Genomic DNA, 17,243 nt, shown 5'->3' with positions numbered 1-17,243 from the left:
ACGGAGGTGAAGGGAATGAAGGTAAAAAAGCTTATGCTTGGAAAGGGTAATTCCTGGGCCACTCCTTATTATATAGCCACAGGGGAGCAGGAAGGTCCGCATGTGATGGTAGTCGCGGGCATACACGGCAATGAAATCGCAAGCATTCGCGCGGCTGAAAAGCTGGTAAAGCTGTTAAATCAGCAGAAGCTGCAAATCAGCCAAGGCAAGCTTATTATTGTGCCTATTGTGAATCAAGTTGCTTATCGCAAACGAATCAGGGGCGTACCCGATCTCAATCGAACCTTTCCACGCAAAAAAAAGCAGGCGGCATCCAATCCACTTTCCGCTGCGGTATTCCAATTAACACAAAAGCATCAACCCGAGTGGTATCTCGATCTGCATGAAGCCAACGGATTATCACAAAAGGATGCCAAGGTGCTTGGTCAAACGCTAATTTCCGATAAGGGGAATCCGGTAGTTCCTGCGGTGCGTCGAACTATAAAGCGAATGAACCATTCCATCAAAAGCAAAGACTGGCATTTTAACATTCGGTTACATGAGCTGCCAGGCTCCTCCCGCACCGCGGCAGCTCGCATTTTAGGCGCACGCGCAGTCACCGTTGAAACAGGCTGGAGTCTGCCCAAGCAGGTACGTATAAGGTATCAGCTGGAAATTGTGCAGCATCTCTTGAGAGAAGCCGGGTTGATCAAAGCCAGCGAGGTCTATTTATCTACCAAGGTTAGAACTGCTATCTATGACAATGTGACAATGTAACAATACAAAAATAAAAATCGCTTCTAGAGCAATGGACTTTCCTCTCCCATACTCAAGAGCGATTTTTATTTGTGATTCTCGTGCACAAATTGATTTTTGGGGCTTATGTGACATCTCTTCGTGTCAGGCTTCGGGTTTATAGAAGGAGTTCACCAGGCTTTCTCCCAGACGAACCTCAATCAGCTCCAATGGCTTATCCTGATCGGCACGGATCGTGTGATGCGTATCGACCGGAATACGAAAGACTGAACCGCTTACCGCCGTAAAGCGTTCTCCGTTCAGCATGACCTCCCCTCGACCAGAAACGATCGTCCACACTTTCAGTCCACTGCCATGATAATGGCCGTTTAAGCGATGATCCGGGAGTACCGTTAAACGTATGGCAAGAATATCGTTCAAACTCCGATGATCAAATTCGTCTAGTACCTGGTAGTTGCCCCAGGAGGTTTCACCATGCATGGGACGCAGCTTAAGTGTCCCCAGCTTCTCCTTGATCGCGTGGGCATGACTTTTGGCGGCAATGAGGATGCCATCGGGGCTGGCAGCAGCAATAATACCCTCCACGCCAATGACATGGAGTGGAAAGGGCAGCTCATTGACAATATGAGTGTCATGAGCGGGACCGCTGATCTGTCCGCGCCCGATCACTCGGCTGCCAAGCTGTTCGGTTAATGTCTGCCAACTGCCGATGTCGCGCCATTCACCCTCGTAGGGCAGGACGACGGCGCGTTCGGCACGCTCCGCAATCTCCTCATCGAAGCTGCGAACAGGGAGTCCGTCATACATCGAGCATAATGCCTTATCGTTCAGGGGCAAATCACTACGCTCCATGCAGGCCAACATATACCGTAGCTTAAAGGCGTAAATGCCACAGTTCCAGAGTGCACCTTGGCTTATAAGTTGTTGCGCCCCAATGCGATCCGGCTTTTCTGTGAAGCGGGCAACTGACGCATAGGAGGATTTCCCACTCCTTCCTGTTTGCTGCCCTGGAACGATATAGCCGTATTGGTCGGAGGGATGTGTAGGCCTTGTCCCAAGCATGGCCAGATCGGCTCCACTATCAAGCAACAGATCGGAAAGTGCCGCTACACTATGAAAAAAATCCTCGCCTGCAAACATATCCGCAGGAGCGATACAAACAATTTCGTCCAATCCCACGCCTCTGGCGTGGAAATAAGCAGCTGCGAACGCAGCAGCGGTGAAGGTTCCCCGTTTGGCAGGCTCGCCGAGAACGGGCAGACGACCTTCCGTATGGCGCAAGGCTAAATTTACCTGGCTTTGATGAGCCAGCAGCAGGGCAGAGGAATCCAGCCCGGCTGCAGTAAGCTGTCGATACACCCGACTGAGCATGGATTCCATTTGCCCGTCAAGGGCAGGCAACAGTCGGAGAAACAACTTCGAGCGGATATCGTTGGACAATGGCCACAGCCTTTTTCCAGCCCCACCGCATAATAATACGAGTTGCACAGACGCTTCCTCCTTCGATACAGCTCCATGCCGGAGCGTATCATTTTACGGAATTTTTTTGATTTTAAACGATTTCACCAATGATTTGAGCTTGGATATTGGAGCTCGCTGATACACCTTGCGTTGATGGAAGGATAAAGAGCGATGGTTTTTAGCCAAGCTATCCAATTGTTTTTGCGACAGGGATGAAGCCCGGCTATGAAGCGCTTTATTAAGGGACTTGCGTAAAATCATCCGAGCGGGCTGCTTGCTGTACAGATAGTTGGCATATGTCTCATATTCGGAGAAACCGAACTGCTTTTTCCGGTTTATGCTTTGGATAATCGCATTGTACCAGGGTTTTCCATGACGGGTTTCTATGACCTGCTTAAGCCGGGTAAGCTGCGCTTTCTCAAACAGCATATAGTGAGTAACAAAGGATTTGGGTGAGGGAGCTTTCACGCCCATCAGCTTGCGGTAGGTGCGGAAATACTCGGGCTGGCTCCAACTCCGATAATAAAATATCGTTTTGCCATCCTTTCGAAACACATGGGGACGAATCAAAATCGTATCCGCATCAATGACGAGAAAGAAAGGCGCTTTGCTAATTTTATCACCGTTCATTTTGAGCAATTGCTGATACAGCCAGCCAGAGCGGTCCCAGCGCGCTGTACCGTAACGAATGTGTTTTTTAGTGATAGGCAGCACCGTCTTTTCATCTACAAATGTACAGTTCTTGCTTGCACATAGTCGACGAATGCGATCGCTTTTCGGTGAAACGATATAAATCGTCCCAATTCGGTGTTGCACGTAACGGCGCAGACTGTCAATCACCAGCGGCAATGTGCCCATATCTTTATCAATTGCAGGAATCAAAACATCCATTGTAAGAGAACCCTTCTGTGACCCATCCGATTGCGCTGACAAAGTTATTCACTCCCTATACATGGAATGTACGTGCCCGTATCTTACATTATCGTATGCCTGGACAGGCGATTTCGACCGGGCAAGGTCAATTGAATATTTCTAAGCAAAGACAGGGCGAATGTAGCTTTCGGATCGGGAGTTGGCGCATATGATGGATTGATCTTTTTAACAGGAGCGTTCTACCTTGAAAGAGAGAGGAGAAGGGGAAATGAAAACTTCACGAGCACAGGCTATACGCAGCAAGTGGCGTAAAACCCAATTGCTGCTCCGTCATCAGGGGATCAGGCCTATAATACCGGAGACCCGAAAATATAACAAAGTCAGTTTGACGTCCATGCTGGAGAAGTACAAGATGGTCTATGTAAAACCCGATGGAGGTACATTCGGTAAAGGCGTAATGAAAGTAGAGCAGGATGGAAGTCAGCCTTTTGCCTATCAATACGGGGAAAAGCGCTGGGAGTTCAAAAATGTAGAGGCACTGTATAAGAGCATGTCGAAGCAAACGGGGAACCAAAGCTATCTCATTCAAAAGGGAATTCATTTGCTGCGTCACCAAAAGCGTTATTTTGATATCCGGGTCATGGTGCAGCGCAATGCCAAAGGGACATGGGAGGCGACCGGAATTATTGGCCGACTTGGTCATCCTCGTAAAATCGTAACCAATTATCATAGCGGCGGCAAGCCGATGGCATTGGAGGAGTTGCTGAAATCCCATTTATCCCCAAGCAAGCAGGTCGAACTGATCAAGAAATTGAATTCACTGGGCCTTACCATAGCTGCACAACTGCAAAAAACATATCCTAATTTCCGGCAAATTGGATTGGATATCGGATTGGACCGGAGCTTTACCCCATGGATTCTTGAGGTAAATACGAAGCCTGATCCATATATTTTTAATCAGCTAAAGGATAAATCGATGTACCGCAAAGTACTAAGGTATTGGCGGCTGGCCAAAGAAAAAAGGAAAATGACAGTTCAGGATAAAGACAAGGATAAAGTTAAAGAAAAAGTTAAAGTCTCTAAAAAAGCAAAAAGTTCATGAGCCAGGATTCGCTTTAGTGACGGGAGCTCTGAACTGAAGAAATCAAAGGATGAATGCTTTATAGATTCATCCTTTTTATTTGTCCTATTAGACTGACCGGCAAACCCCGCTTCTCGCAGTGCAATGTAATGAAAAAAAGTGAAGTTGGAAAAACTACATGGAAACAATCAGAACTGAGGTCTTGGTATATGGAATTATTGGAAACGATGTTAAGGTCAATATCTGCATTTACCCTAATGATGCTTATAGCACGTATATTGGGCAAATCGACTATTGCACAAATGACCTACCATGATTTTGTAGCTGTCATTACATTGGGGGCCATTACTGCGAATCTTGCCTTTAATAACACAATAAGTATAAAGATTTTATTAACATCCTTACTTACATTTACTGGGATTGCTTACTTGCTGATGTTTTTTTCCATGAAGAACCGGAAACTGCGAAGTTGGTTTTCGGGAAAACCAACCGTTTTAATTCAGGAAGGAAAAATTATGGAAAGCAATATGAGAAAACTTAAGATTACACTGGATACTCTGAATCAGGAGCTAAGGGGAAAGAATATTTTTAATATTCAAGATGTTCAGTATGCCGTACTTGAACTGAATGGAAGCATTTCCGTATTGCCAAAGCCGGAGAGTCAGCCTGTAACCAGAAAGGATTTACATTTGAAAAATCAATCTGAGCAGATTTTTCCCATTGAATTGATTATGGACGGAGACATCATTGACGCGAATTTACAACAGAATAACATAACAAATGAGTGGCTGCATTCACAGATCAAAAAGAAGGGACTCTCTATTGAAAATGTCAATTATGCTGTAATCAGTTCTAATGGAAATATATATTTTGATGAGTATAAGGATCAAATTGAGCAACCGATTGATAAAGAATAAGCATATGTTTGAAGCTGGAAATGTGGAATCATAACCTCACGGAACAGCCCGCTTTTTACTCCCATGTGGATGGGCAGCAGAAAGCGGGTTATTAGCCATGGCTTCGTTTCTGTTGAACAACCTGCAACCCTGTGCTATTCTTATACGAAAGTGAAGATTAACGTAGTAAAAATAATGGTTTTATTATGCTTATAAACATCAGATGATATGATCAATATAAGGGGGGAACAACGATGAACCGTGTCATTGAACTTAACAATGTAAGCTGGAAAAGAGACAATCGCACCATACTGGATCAGATCAACTGGCAGGTAGCCGAGGGAGAGCACTGGGCTGTACTTGGATTGAATGGATCGGGTAAAACAACGATGCTGAATATGATCAATGGTTACATATGGCCAACTACAGGTAGTGTCGGGGTGCTGGGGCATACGTTCGGGGACGTGGATCTGAGGGAGCTACGCAAATCTATCGGCTGGGTCAGCTCTTCTTTACAGGAAAGAATCAATGGCAGTCAGCGCACGCAGGATGTTGTCATTAGCGGGAAATTTGCCTCTATTGGACTGTATGACCAAACAACAGATACGGATTATGAGCAGGCCGTACACCTCATGACCCAACTGGGCTGTGCTCACCTTGTGGACCGTTTGTATCAAGGGTGCTCACAGGGTGAAAAGCAAAAAGTGCTTATTGCCCGCGCGCTAATGGCCTCGCCCAAGCTGCTGATTTTGGACGAGGCTTGTAACGGTCTGGATTTCTTTTCCCGGGAGTCGTTGCTAACCAGTATTCATCAGCTGTCCGAATCGCCAGGTTCGCCGAATTTATTGTATGTTACACATCATATCGAAGAAATTTTACCGATGTACACGCATACGATTTTGATCCGCAGGGGCACTGTTTTTGCCAAAGGTAAAACGACAGATATTCTGAGCAGCGAAACGCTTAGTGCTTTTTTTGAAACACCTGTGCAAGTAGATTGGAGACAGGAACGTGCATGGCTCTCTATGGTGTAGAGAGTCAATGCGGTTTATTCTTTTCCAATCCTGACTACAATGACATAATAGAACCATTGTGGAGAGGTGATTGGAATGTCTGAACATCCATTACAATCTTTTGTACAAACGGCGAAAGATCACTTAAAGGACATGGTGAACGTCAATACGGCCATTGGAGAACCGGTTGCCTTGTCTGACGGAACCATGATCATACCGGTTTGTAAAGTGAGCTATGGCTTTGCGGCAGGTGGAAGCGATTTGGACAGGCACAATCAGGAACCCGCATGGGTAATGCCGTCATTTGGCGGAGGTATGGGTGGAGGTGTGTCCGTAACACCTCTCGCAATTTTAATTATCGGCAAAATGGGCGTTCAAACGATCTACCTGGATAATTCTCCTACTGTATATGACAAGATTTTGGATATGGCGCCACATCTTTTGGATAAATTGCACAATCTTATTAAGCAATACCAAACAGGAGATGATAATAGTCAGTGAATCAGGTCTGGCCCGTTTGTATATGCAGAGGCTGTTAACGGGGTTATGCAGTCGTTTTGAATAGGCAAAGAATTGTTTTTCTTTACTATAAGATTTTTGGCCTCTATCTGGCTACAGCAGGGGGGCTGTTCATTGTCTGCCATGACATATCGTCCATCGGGAAGCAGCTCCCTGGCTTTCATATTATCTTTTAGCAACAGGTATAAATATTGGATGACGACAGATTGATGTTCTTCATTCAATAGCGGACACATTAATTCAATCCGCTTGTCCATATTTCTGGTCATCCAGTCCGCACTGGATAGCCACAATTGGGGCGTGCCAGCATTTTCAAAATAAAAAATTCGGGAATGTTCCAAAAATCGGCCGACAATGCTGCGAACGGTAATATTGTCGCTCAGTCCAGGAATTCCTGGACGCAAGCAGCAGATGCCACGAACGATCAGATCAATTCGGACGCCTGCCTGGGATGCAGCATATAGTTCGTCGACCAACTGTTTATTCGATAGCGAATTCATTTTGGCTATAATCCTTGCAGGTTTACCGCTCAAGGCATTTTCCACTTCGCGCTGAATACATCCCAACAACCGTTGTTTCAAATGCGCCGGAGCTACGCTGAGGTAATGCCACTGACTCGGGGCAGAAAATCCCGTAATCTTGTTGAATAAATTGGAGACATCTTCGCCGATCTCCGGATAGGAAGAGAACAGTCCGATATCTGTAAATATTTGCGCCGACACTTCATTGTAATTTCCGGTGGCGACATGAATGTAACGTCTAAGAGAATCCGCTTCCTTACGTACAACCAAAATCATTTTGGCATGAATTTTCAAGCCGGACAGGCCATAGACGACATGGCACCCTGCTTTTTCCAATTCTTTTGCCCATTCGATATTTCGGGCTTCATCGAACCGTGCTTTCAATTCGACGACTACAGTGACCTGCTTTCCTGCTTCGGCAGCTTGATTCAAAGATCTGATAATCCGTGAATTGCCGTTTACACGATACAAGGTCATTTTGATAGCCATAACGGATGGATCGGCCGCAGCATGTTCGACAAAATCGTTAACCACGTCAAACGATTCATACGGATGAAATAAGAGAACATCTCTTTTTCGCAGCACTGAAAAAAAATCGTCCGTCTCCATAAACTCCCGCGGACAAAGAGGATCAAATCTCGAATGCCTGAGGTGCTCATAACCCTCGACCGAATTGGCAAATGACATAAAGTAGCTCAAGTCAATAGGTCCATCATTCGTAATTAAAAACCGGCTTTCTATTTCGAGTTCTTTTTCTAGCAATTCCAGTGCAAATGGATCAAATCCCTGTTCTATTTCCAAACGAACCGGAGTACCCCATTTTCTTGCGCGCAATACTTTTTCCACTTCATCAAGGATATCTTCGGCTTCTTCCTCGTTTAAATCAAGGTCTGCATTTCTAGTTAAACGGAATGCATGGTAAGTTACAGGCGTATACGTGGTAAACAAAGTGTGTATATGCTGCTTAATCAAATCCTCGAGCAAAATAAACTGCCAATGATCATGATCCGATAGAGACGGAACTTTAATATAGCGAGGCAAATTGGACGGAATTTCAACCAAGGCAATATAAACCTCCTTGCCTGATGCATCGGAAGGCGGCTTTAAACCGACGGCTAAATATACACTTTTCGAACGAATCAGAGGAAAAGGGCGGCTTTTATCGATAGCTAGAGGAGTTAGCACGGGAAATACCTTTTCAAGATAATAGGTTTCCATTTCTTTCTTCTGCGCAGGATTAAGCTTACCAAAATCAGTAAAAACAAGGCCTTCTTCCTTTAACAGTTGAAGAATCCGCGCATGGGTTGCATACTGATCTGCTACTAATTGCTCAATCATGACGATTACTTTATCTTGTAACTGTTGCGGAGTAAAGCCCGTGAAATCGACCTCTTGATTGCCCGCTCTAATTTTATCCATAAGTCCCGCGACCCTGACGCTGACAAACTCATCCAGATTGGTGGAAACAATCGATAAGAACTTTGTTCGCTCCAACAGAGGAGTACTTTCGTCTTGCGCTTCCTCAAGAACACGTCTGTTAAATTGAAGCCAGCTTATTTCACGATTAATATAGTTCACAGCCCACGCCTCCATCTGCTTATTCTTTTTTTCTAAATAATAAATACCGTATTTTTTGGAACAATTGCCATGTGGCGCTGAGGCGAATCGTAATCGTGTCCGGAAAATTCTCATGTTCGTTTTTAGTCATGGTTGTCAGGTTCCTCTCGTTTTTAAAATAGGGGAAACTCGCTAAACGAAGTTAGCGAGTTGTATGGATATTTTATTCGTGAGATGTTGTCGTCTGCATTTCATCCGCGACCGGGCCCGTTATTGACTCGGTTACTTTCGATGCGTACTGTGTCATGTTGCTGACCAAACGGTTGTTAAGAAGCACACTGCCTGCTTGCATTCCGACTGTTTGGCCCACACTGTTCCCTAACAACCCACCAACAACGGACCCAAGGACTGTCCCTACTCCTGGCAGCAACGAAGTTCCGAGGATAGCCCCATACTCAATACCGGCCATGACGCCGAGTGCTCCTGTCACATTCCCCGACGTATGAACCATATAATCTTTGCTATCCATTTCTCCTTTCGTCAAGCTAATGGTATTCTGCAATTGGGTCATACCTCCGGAGATAAGACCTCCCCATAATGAGCCGCCTTGAAGCATTCTGATCTCTCCTTTGTTTGATTTTTTTACTCCACGATAGTAGTTCCCCATTATGCATTTTTTTAATTATTTTACATTTGCCAATTGTTACGGAAGCAAAAGCTGTTCTGTATTTTTTTCTTCATTTTTTACTGCTTCTGTGGACTGTAGCTCTCTAGTACTGTCTTTGACTTGATCCGCGAGCTCAAGCACAATCACTGCTCCTTTAACGGCAAGTTTGCGTGCGGCTTTTCGGGCTTCGGGGGACACAGCAAGTGCGATGGCCGCAGCAGCGAAAATAATACCAAGCGGTGATTTGACCACAATACCCTCTCCTTAAAAAAGTTGTTAATAAAATAATTCCATTATATGAAATTTTTATACCGGTTTACATACGGAAAACAAAATGCATATTTTGCTAGCTATTGTTAATCATAAGTAAAGTTGATTTTTTAATTATGGAAAAGGGAGGTTAGATATGGTATCGCTGCGAAACAAAAACAGGTTCCTTCATGTTCTGCCAGGAAGGATACGGATGGAAATTCACGGCTTGAAAGGAAGCAAAGCTGCCGCAGAGCTTTTAGCCAAAACTCTGTCCGCTTGTAGTGGAATTTACAAAGCGGAACCCTGTACAGTGACGGGCAGAGTGCTGCTCCTTTACGATGTAAAACTTGTGTCTGAGCAGGACATTTTCCATATACTCCGTGAAACAGAAGATCGGATCTGTTCGGCCAATCTAACAGCCCGCCCGGATATCCACAACGAGGTTACCGGGTCGAAGGAAGCGAAACGAGAAGCTGCCGCTGCTCAGGCTGAATTGGATATTCCTTGTGATCTGCCGATTATCCCTACGACGCCTAAGGCCAATACGGGCGAGCCAAGAGAAAAAGTCCCCATTGCGTTGGCTGTTTCCATGGGCGGTTTAGCCGTGCTGGGAATCAAGCAGGTCTTTTTCGGACGTTCAGCCCTGGCAAGAAGTCCGGCGCCGTTCTATTTATCGGCGCTCGTATCTGTCGTAACCGGCTACCCTTTTCTCAAACGAGGAATCCAGGCCTATTCGAACAAGAAAAAACTAAACTCGGATCTCATTTTAGGTACAAGCGCTCTCGCTCTTGCGCTTATGCGCGAAAATCTTGTAGTGCTTGCCGGAATCAGTATTTTGCAATATGTGAACTGGAAGCGAAGTCGTTCTGAATTAAATGGCCAGCAAGAGGCTTCCTTGTCACCGGAAATTCAAGCATATAGCGATAAAGCAGGTAGACTGGGTTTAATTGCAGCCGGAATGACCTGGGCCGTTACCCGGAATCCGTTTCGTGCAATCGCCGTGCTTCTGGCAGCAAATCCACGGGTAATTACTGTACCTGCCCAATATGCCTGGAAACAGGCTGAGCTCGTTTCAGAAGAAAGAAAATACGTAGTTCCGGAAAAAGGATCATTATCTCAACTCGCTCGAACGAAAACGATTTTATTCGAAGATTCGTCACTTCTGTTTAACCGTTCAGAGATTGAGGAAATTCAATGCATGGCGGAGAAGGAGCAAGATGCGGATAAAGTGATATGTTTGGCGGCTTCATTAATGGAGAAAACAGAACATCCATGGAAAGAAGAGGTGTTCAGCAAGGCGAAACGAACTTGCCGGACGATCCGCACTGCTTTTCATGTGGAAGAAGAGTCGCAGGGGATAAAAGGAAAAGTCAATGATAGACAGATTATCATTGGCAGCTACAAATATATGGAGGAGCACGGTATTGATTGCAGTACCTATGAGCTTAAATCAAAGAGGCTTGAAAGAAAAGAATACGATGTTCTTTTGGTCGGAAGTCAGGGAAATGTCAAAGGCGAATGTCTTGGGTTAATTGCCAGACATCGGCAATCAACATTCAACGAATACAGCTCTGCCGCCTTTTCATTCAGAGAAAAAGGCTGGAGGCTTGGAGTGTTGCATAACAGCCTACATATCAGTGCTGACGAGCTTTCGCAATACGGCGTAGATACAAGCTGGTCATCTTTTGAACAAGGCGAAGTGATTGAACGGATCGCAGTGCTCAAGCAGCAAGGCGAAGAGGTTTTATTTGTCACCGGTCTGGAGCAAAATCCGCTCAATGAGTTTTATAAAGAAGCTGGAATCCAGACGATTTCCATTCATGAGCTGCAACCTATTCTGGAAAGTGCTCTGTACGCCGAGAAAACAGAGCAAATCGTAAACGAGCATGCTTTAATCGCTAAAAAATGGAACATTTTCGGGTCTGCTGTTGCTACATTAGGCATGATTAGTGCCCCAGCGGTCAATTTGATCGGTGATGCTTTATCGCTTGTGTTTATGTCCAGAACGAAAAGCAGGAGTGAAGCCTTGGCAGCTTCACCGGAAATGGCGTATAAGGACGAGGCTGCGGTCGCTTCCGAAGCTTTTGCCTGGCATCAACTGCCTAACGAACAGATTTTCACGAAGTTTCAAACAAACCTGCAAAACGGGTTGACGTCTGATCAGGTTCTTTCTATGAGAACCCAATATGGCTCAAATCAGCTTGAAAGTAAAAAACCTACTCCTTGGCTCATTGCATATTTGGGTCAATTCAAGGAATTCACAACTCTGATCCTCCTTGGCACAAGTGCACTCGCCTTTCTTACGGGGGGATTATTTGATGGACTTGCAATGGGGGCAATCCTGCTCGCGAATGCCGCAATTGGTACGATTCAGGAACGCAAAGCGGAAAAAGTTGTGGACAAGCTGAATCAATTTCAATCCCCGGTATGTAAAGTCATCAGACAAGGCCAGCACGTAGAGCTAAACGCTGTGGAATTGGTGCCTGGCGATATCGTTACCCTGGAAGCAGGGGATCGCGTTCCAGCCGATATTCGGTTGATCAACTCATGGAACATGAGCGTCAACGAGTCGGCCCTGACTGGGGAATCTCTTCCCGTCGAAAAGAATGAGTCATCTCTCTCAGAGGATTGTGCTTTATCTGAGCGAACCAACATGCTCTTCATGGGAACCGACGTGTGCGGAGGCAAGGGAATAGGTATTGTTGTACAAACCGGAATGAATACTGAGATGGGGCATTTAATGTCGCTTTTAAAGCAGGATGAAAAAGAAGTAACCCCTTTACAGGAAAAAGTAACGTCAATTAGCAAAAAATTTGTGAAAGGCGCTCTCATCGTGGGAGGAATCGTATTTGCAATTGGTATGCTCCGTGGCATCCCTTTTCCACAAATCATTTCGACTTCGATCACGCTGGCGGCTTCTGCCATCCCTGAAGGGCTTCCGGTTACCATCACCATTGCTCTCAGCGCAGGCATATTCCGTATGGCGAAGAAAAACGCGCTGATCCGAAAACTTTCCTCATTGGAAACATTAGGAAGGACTACGGTTATTTGCACAGACAAGACTGGTACATTAACCAAAAATGAAATGACAGTAAAAGCGCTCTCTACCGCGGATCACGCGTGGACTGTAACAGGCGATGGCTACGAACCGACGGGAGCATTGGAGGAGCTAGCTTCCGAGGCTGCCGCTGCAGCTGCAGAGCTCAATAATGTAGAAAGTTGTGAAGACCCCTCAACCCATCCTGATTTGACTCGCTTGCTGCAAATCTGCTTGCTATGCAATAACAGCAAGCTTGAGCAGCAGGAAGGACAGTGGCTGACCAAAGGGGACCCGACTGAGGGCGCGCTTTTGACGCTTGCCGCCAAAAACGGACTGTGGCTTGACGATATGACCCACTGGCATCGTGGGCATGAAATTCCATTTGATTCTAAAACCGCGAAAATGAGCGTGGTTTGCAAGGATGTTCAGGCGGAGCAGGAATGCTATCTCTTTTCCAAAGGAGCCGTTGAGACGATTCTCCGCCATTGCAATCGATATCAAAAAAACGGGGAGATATTGCCTCTATCCGAAGAACAGAAGCAGCACATTGTACAGCAAAATGAAAATTTTTCAGCCGCAGCACTTCGTGTGCTTGCTTTCGCGTATCGACCTCTCGATGAGAGCATCGACAACGAGTCCATTGATGACGAACATGAATTAATTTATGTCGGTATGGCTGGCATGATGGACCCACCCAAGCCTGAAGTAGAACAAAATATTCAGGAGGCTTTTGCACTCGGGCTAAAACCTGTGATGATCACAGGCGACCACCCGATTACCGCCATTGCCATCGCGAAGCAACTCGGAATTAACAGTGATGCGCAGAGTGTGGTAACCGGGCATGAGCTTGACCGTTTATCAGACGAAGAGTTGAGCGAAATTGTGGAGCAAGTATCCATTTTTGCCCGGGTCACGCCTGAGCACAAGCTTCGCATTGTAACAGCGCTGCAAAAACGAGGGCAAATCGTTGCCATGACTGGCGATGGCGTCAACGATACGCCTGCTATCAAACAAGCCAACGTTGGTATCGCAATGGGAAGAACAGGAACGGAAGTAACGAAGGAAACTGCGGATATGGTGCTAACGGAAGATCATTTCGGCACGATTCTGGAGGGGGTTAAAGAAGGCCGAACAATTATTGGAAATATTCGTAAGGCACTCGGCTGTTTATTAACCGGAAATCTGGCAGAGATCATCGTCACCAGCGTCGCCGTGATGGTCGGATTGCCGATTCCTTTGGTTCCTATTCAAATTCTGCTGATGAATTTGTTGACTGATGCTTTACCGGCAATGGTTCTTGCTGTAAATCCAGGCCAGAAAACAAAGCAGCAGAAACGAACGGATTTCATCGATAAAGACCTGTACCGGAAAGTGATTACAAGAGGGGTTCTGCTGGGATTGGGATCGCTCGGCCTATTTGCCGCAAGCCTTGCAGTTGGTGCTCCAATGCCTGTGGCTCAAAGCGTTGCTTTTGCAACATTGGTCGCAGGGCAATTGATACAAACCTTTTCGTGGCGACAGGAAGGCTCTGAAGAAACAGTGCGCGATTGGACAAAAGATCGCTTTCTGATCGGGGCTCTCTGCATTTCCTGGCTGGCTCTACTAGGAGCCTTGTATATCCCGCCATTGGCCGGGTTTTTCCACACCGCCCGTCTGCCGCTGAAATATTGGATTCCTATCCTTGGCGTAGCCGGATCGGTATCTCTTTTGTCCAAACCGATTTTGGCTTTGATTTCAAAAAATCAGACAAGTGAGGATGACTCTGCAAACAACACCTACGCTGCGGCTTAATCAGCCGCAGTAATACTTAATTACAAGGAGGATCACGATGCTGCAAAATAGCTTTAAAAAAATGGTTATCGGCACTGCGCTCGCCTTTGCCGCTTCCGCTTTGCTTCCCATTGCTAAAACTACTTTCCGTCCTCTTGCCGAAGCTGGCATGCAAGGCGGAGCCGACTTGATCAACCGGGGCAAATCTTACATTCAATTAGCACGGGAGGAAGTAGAAGATATCATTGCCGAAGCCCAATTTGAAAGAATGAAAAAACAGCTCGACCAAGAAATCTCATTGCTTGACGATACCCAAAAGTGAGGAGAACGGATAGATGAACGAACAAAATATAGATAATCATTTACGCGAAGCCTTAACGCACCTGGAATCGGCCTTAAACCAAAGCGTAAGATGCGTGCTTGAAAACGATAGCACGAAAAAAGAAATAGGTTTAAAGTGGGAACAATTTCTCGGGGAATTTATGGGACAAATCCGGGAAAAGGGAAAAAAATCAAGATTAAATCTGCTGGGCTGGATCAGTTTTCCACGAATACGCTAATGGATTGTATGCAGCCTGGAGTCGACAACAGGCTGCATACTGGATTATCTACACGATAAAGCGTCTTTTTTTTCTAGCTATCCTGCTACGATCATAATGAGAATAGGCAAAATCAGGAATGAGGCGATCGTGCTCCACAGGATGCAGGTGGATACCAGTTTGGGCGATGCATTAAATTTTTCTGCTAAGATGACCGCATTCACGGCAACCGGCATGGAGGCCAGAATAAAGAGCACGGAGAACAAAAGGTCTGATATCCCCAGTATCAGCATGGCAAGATAGGCCGAAAGCGGAGAGAGCAGAAGCCGGATGATGAGTCCTGCGTAGCTGGCTTTTTTAATGGACGGCTCCAGCTTGAATATTTTCACATAAGCCATCTGGGTGCCAAGGATCGCCAGCACGACCGGAGAATAGGCCGCAGCAATCATAGAGACGCCTGATTGAATGCCGGAGGGCAAATGCCAATCCAGCAGACGAAGCCCCAGGGCAAGTATAGCTGCATAGATCGCAGGCAGTGAGAATACCGACTTAACGGCACTTTGAATGGAAAATTCAGAGCGGGCTGCAAAATAAACTCCAAGAGTATTGACCAGAATCATCTGTATGACCACATACACAGAGGCTTTATCCAATCCAAGCTGCCCAAAGGCAAGTAAAATGAGCGGCAGCCCATAATTCGCACTATTGGTCAGCGTGGAGATTAGGGTAAGTCCGGCCGTTTCCGGGGTGCTTAGCTTGAAGATTTTTCCTGCCAATTGAGCAATTCCCCATAACAGCAGCAGATTCAATATCGAAAAGGCGGCAGTCTGCGCCACATCATGCAGGGAAAGCTGTGCCTTGAGCAGCGTGTCCAGAATCATCGCAGGACTTAAAAAGTATAAGTATAACGTCGACAGCGGTTTGGTTTCCAGCTTCATGAATTTGCCGAGCAAAAACCCGGAAATCACCGGTATGGACAGCGGAACGATAACGGATAAAAGTGTTGAGAGTACAATTTGAATCATAAAATCCACTCATCCTTTCTGTATGAACATTTATCATTATAAGATGCAGCTTTCGAGCTCGTCCATGATGTAAATCCGATCAAGCTTATAGGTACATACTATGAAGCTTTTGGCAGTTATTCTAAGCATGCACCGAGTAGAATATTGACTTCACGAACAAGGAACGTTATACTCCATTTATTAAATGAGTTATAAAAAGTATTAATTAAAGGGATGAGAACGTGCAGCCTGTTACACACAATACGATTCAACTCAAAAAAATGAACGTAGAACTAGTGAAAAATGCGTTAAAAGCGCAGGAAATTGGAACGAAAGCGTCGATTGCAAGCCTGACCAAGCTAAGTGTAGCCACATGCGGTACCATATTAAACGAACTTGTCGCTGTTGGCGAAGTTATTGAGATGGAGTCAGATGGAGCAAGTGGCGGCAGACCTGCCAAACAATATAAGTATAACGCCGACTTTGGCTGCGTCGTTTGTTTGCTTGTCAAGACGGAAGGAGGCATTCACTCCATCAGTTACAGTATCGTGAATCTGGTCGGCGAGACCGTCAAAGAGACAACTCTGGAACTTCAACATATCGACGTCGAAGTGATTGATGGGCTGATCGAAAAACTTGTAGGCGAAAACGGTAATGTACAGGCAATCGGCATTGGAATACCCGGCGTCGTCCATCGCGGAGTAATCGGCGTTTGCGATGTTCCAGACCTTGCAGGCAAACCGTTAGGGCCCTATTTTGAAGAAAAATATGAAGTGTCAGTCACCATTGAAAACGACATGAATATGACGGTTTACGGTTTTTATCATTTACAAAATTTCGAAGAAGAAAAGACGTTTGCCGTCGTTACGTTTCCCAAAAACCATTTTCCCGGTGCCGGTTTTATCGTTGACGGGCACATATTATCCGGTAACACGAAATTCGGCGGCGAAGTTTCTTTTTTACCTTTTGGAATGACACGCGAGGAGCAGCTGCGGCAATTGCATACCGATGAGGGCTTTGTACGATTGGCTGTAAATACACTAACCTCGATCATTGCCATTATTAACCCGGTAACTATTGCGATTACAGGTGAGCTTCCCCGTGAGACTCAGCTAGACGAGCTTTATATGGGCTGTATAAAGGATATTCCGCAAGAGCATATGCCTCAGCTTTTCATTCAAAACGATACGTACCGGGAATACATGAAAGGCATGGTGACAGCAACCTTGGAAAGCTTAACCTACCGACTGCAAGTCATTGAAAAAAGATAACGAATAAGGAGAAGGCAAAGAGTGCAGAAGCGTACAGGCACATT

At 45.7% G+C, this 17,243-nt stretch carries 15 protein-coding genes; 9 read left to right on the top strand and 6 right to left on the bottom strand.

Going from position 1 to position 17,243, the window contains the following annotated elements; genetic code table 11:
* Positions 1 to 15: 15 nt before the first annotated feature.
* Positions 16 to 756 carry a succinylglutamate desuccinylase/aspartoacylase family protein gene (locus tag BAZ21_RS13890; protein WP_068501539.1) on the top strand — a complete coding sequence of 247 codons (741 nt, stop codon included), beginning with the start codon at positions 16 to 18 and terminating at the stop codon, positions 754 to 756.
* Positions 757 to 879: 123 nt separating this feature from the next.
* Here the strand turns inward: BAZ21_RS13890 and BAZ21_RS13885 are convergent, their stop codons facing one another.
* Both BAZ21_RS13885 and BAZ21_RS13880 read right to left on the bottom strand, forming a co-directional pair.
* Entirely contained in the window at positions 880 to 2,223 is a 1,344-nt protein-coding gene (locus BAZ21_RS13885) for a sugar phosphate nucleotidyltransferase (protein ID WP_068501536.1), read from the bottom strand.
* Positions 2,224 to 2,268: 45 nt separating this feature from the next.
* Positions 2,269 to 3,129, bottom strand: coding sequence for a DUF6492 family protein (locus BAZ21_RS13880; RefSeq protein ID WP_068501533.1), 861 nt, complete (start codon positions 3,127 to 3,129; stop codon positions 2,269 to 2,271).
* 208 nt (positions 3,130 to 3,337) lie between these two features.
* On the opposite strand from BAZ21_RS13880, the gene BAZ21_RS13875 reads away from it, so the two are divergent.
* The 4 genes from BAZ21_RS13875 to ytfJ all read left to right on the top strand — a co-directional run bounded on the left by BAZ21_RS13875 (position 3,338) and on the right by ytfJ (position 6,560).
* Positions 3,338 to 4,171 carry a YheC/YheD family protein gene (locus BAZ21_RS13875; protein WP_068501530.1) on the top strand — a complete coding sequence of 278 codons (834 nt, stop codon included), beginning with the start codon at positions 3,338 to 3,340 and terminating at the stop codon, positions 4,169 to 4,171.
* Positions 4,172 to 4,359: 188 nt separating this feature from the next.
* On the top strand, positions 4,360 to 5,067 hold the full coding sequence (locus BAZ21_RS13870) for a DUF421 domain-containing protein (RefSeq protein WP_068501527.1): 708 nt from the start codon (positions 4,360 to 4,362) through the stop codon (positions 5,065 to 5,067).
* Between the two features lie 233 nt (positions 5,068 to 5,300).
* The gene (locus BAZ21_RS13865) at positions 5,301 to 6,080 is read left to right on the top strand and encodes an ABC transporter ATP-binding protein (protein ID WP_068501525.1); all 780 of its coding nucleotides are present in this window, start codon (positions 5,301 to 5,303) and stop codon (positions 6,078 to 6,080) included.
* Positions 6,081 to 6,155: 75 nt separating this feature from the next.
* Complete coding sequence (ytfJ, locus tag BAZ21_RS13860) at positions 6,156 to 6,560, top strand: GerW family sporulation protein (RefSeq protein ID WP_068501522.1); 405 nt, start codon at positions 6,156 to 6,158, stop codon at positions 6,558 to 6,560.
* Here ytfJ and ppk1 read toward each other — a convergent pair.
* The 3 genes from ppk1 to BAZ21_RS13845 all read right to left on the bottom strand — a co-directional run bounded on the left by ppk1 (position 6,554) and on the right by BAZ21_RS13845 (position 9,575).
* The gene (gene ppk1, locus BAZ21_RS13855; protein ID WP_084011641.1) at positions 6,554 to 8,692 is read right to left on the bottom strand and encodes a polyphosphate kinase 1; all 2,139 of its coding nucleotides are present in this window, start codon (positions 8,690 to 8,692) and stop codon (positions 6,554 to 6,556) included. The two genes, ytfJ and ppk1, sit on opposite strands and share 7 nt — an antisense overlap.
* A 187-nt stretch (positions 8,693 to 8,879) precedes the next feature.
* A complete protein-coding gene (locus BAZ21_RS13850; protein WP_068501516.1) occupies positions 8,880 to 9,272 on the bottom strand; it encodes a hypothetical protein in 393 nt (130 codons plus the stop codon).
* Between the two features lie 87 nt (positions 9,273 to 9,359).
* Positions 9,360 to 9,575, bottom strand: a complete 216-nt coding sequence (locus BAZ21_RS13845) for a hypothetical protein (protein WP_068501513.1) — start codon at positions 9,573 to 9,575, stop codon at positions 9,360 to 9,362.
* A gap of 154 nt (positions 9,576 to 9,729) precedes the next feature.
* Here BAZ21_RS13845 and BAZ21_RS13840 point away from each other — a divergent pair, with 154 nt between their 5' ends.
* The 3 genes from BAZ21_RS13840 to BAZ21_RS13830 are packed head-to-tail and all read left to right on the top strand — an operon-like array spanning position 9,730 to position 14,945.
* Positions 9,730 to 14,406 carry a cation-translocating P-type ATPase gene (locus BAZ21_RS13840; RefSeq protein ID WP_068501510.1) on the top strand — a complete coding sequence of 1,559 codons (4,677 nt, stop codon included), beginning with the start codon at positions 9,730 to 9,732 and terminating at the stop codon, positions 14,404 to 14,406.
* Positions 14,407 to 14,443: 37 nt separating this feature from the next.
* Positions 14,444 to 14,707, top strand: a complete 264-nt coding sequence (locus tag BAZ21_RS13835; protein WP_068501507.1) for a DUF5132 domain-containing protein — start codon at positions 14,444 to 14,446, stop codon at positions 14,705 to 14,707.
* 13 nt (positions 14,708 to 14,720) lie between these two features.
* Positions 14,721 to 14,945: a hypothetical protein gene (locus tag BAZ21_RS13830; RefSeq protein ID WP_043890994.1), complete on the top strand. Its 225-nt coding sequence runs from the start codon at positions 14,721 to 14,723 to the stop codon at positions 14,943 to 14,945.
* A gap of 77 nt (positions 14,946 to 15,022) precedes the next feature.
* Here BAZ21_RS13830 and BAZ21_RS13825 read toward each other — a convergent pair whose 3' ends face one another.
* Complete coding sequence (locus BAZ21_RS13825; RefSeq protein ID WP_068501504.1) at positions 15,023 to 15,949, bottom strand: AEC family transporter; 927 nt, start codon at positions 15,947 to 15,949, stop codon at positions 15,023 to 15,025.
* 221 nt (positions 15,950 to 16,170) lie between these two features.
* On the opposite strand from BAZ21_RS13825, the gene BAZ21_RS13820 reads away from it, so the two are divergent.
* The gene (locus BAZ21_RS13820) at positions 16,171 to 17,199 is read left to right on the top strand and encodes an ROK family protein (protein WP_084011639.1); all 1,029 of its coding nucleotides are present in this window, start codon (positions 16,171 to 16,173) and stop codon (positions 17,197 to 17,199) included.
* The last annotated feature ends 44 nt before the right edge of the window (positions 17,200 to 17,243 follow it).

The sequence above is a fragment of the Paenibacillus kribbensis genome, from assembly GCF_001705305.1.
GTDB classification, from domain to species: domain Bacteria; phylum Bacillota; class Bacilli; order Paenibacillales; family Paenibacillaceae; genus Paenibacillus; species Paenibacillus kribbensis_B.
The sequence above is the reverse complement of the archived record's forward strand: the minus strand, read 5'-3'. Positions and strand labels throughout refer to the sequence as shown.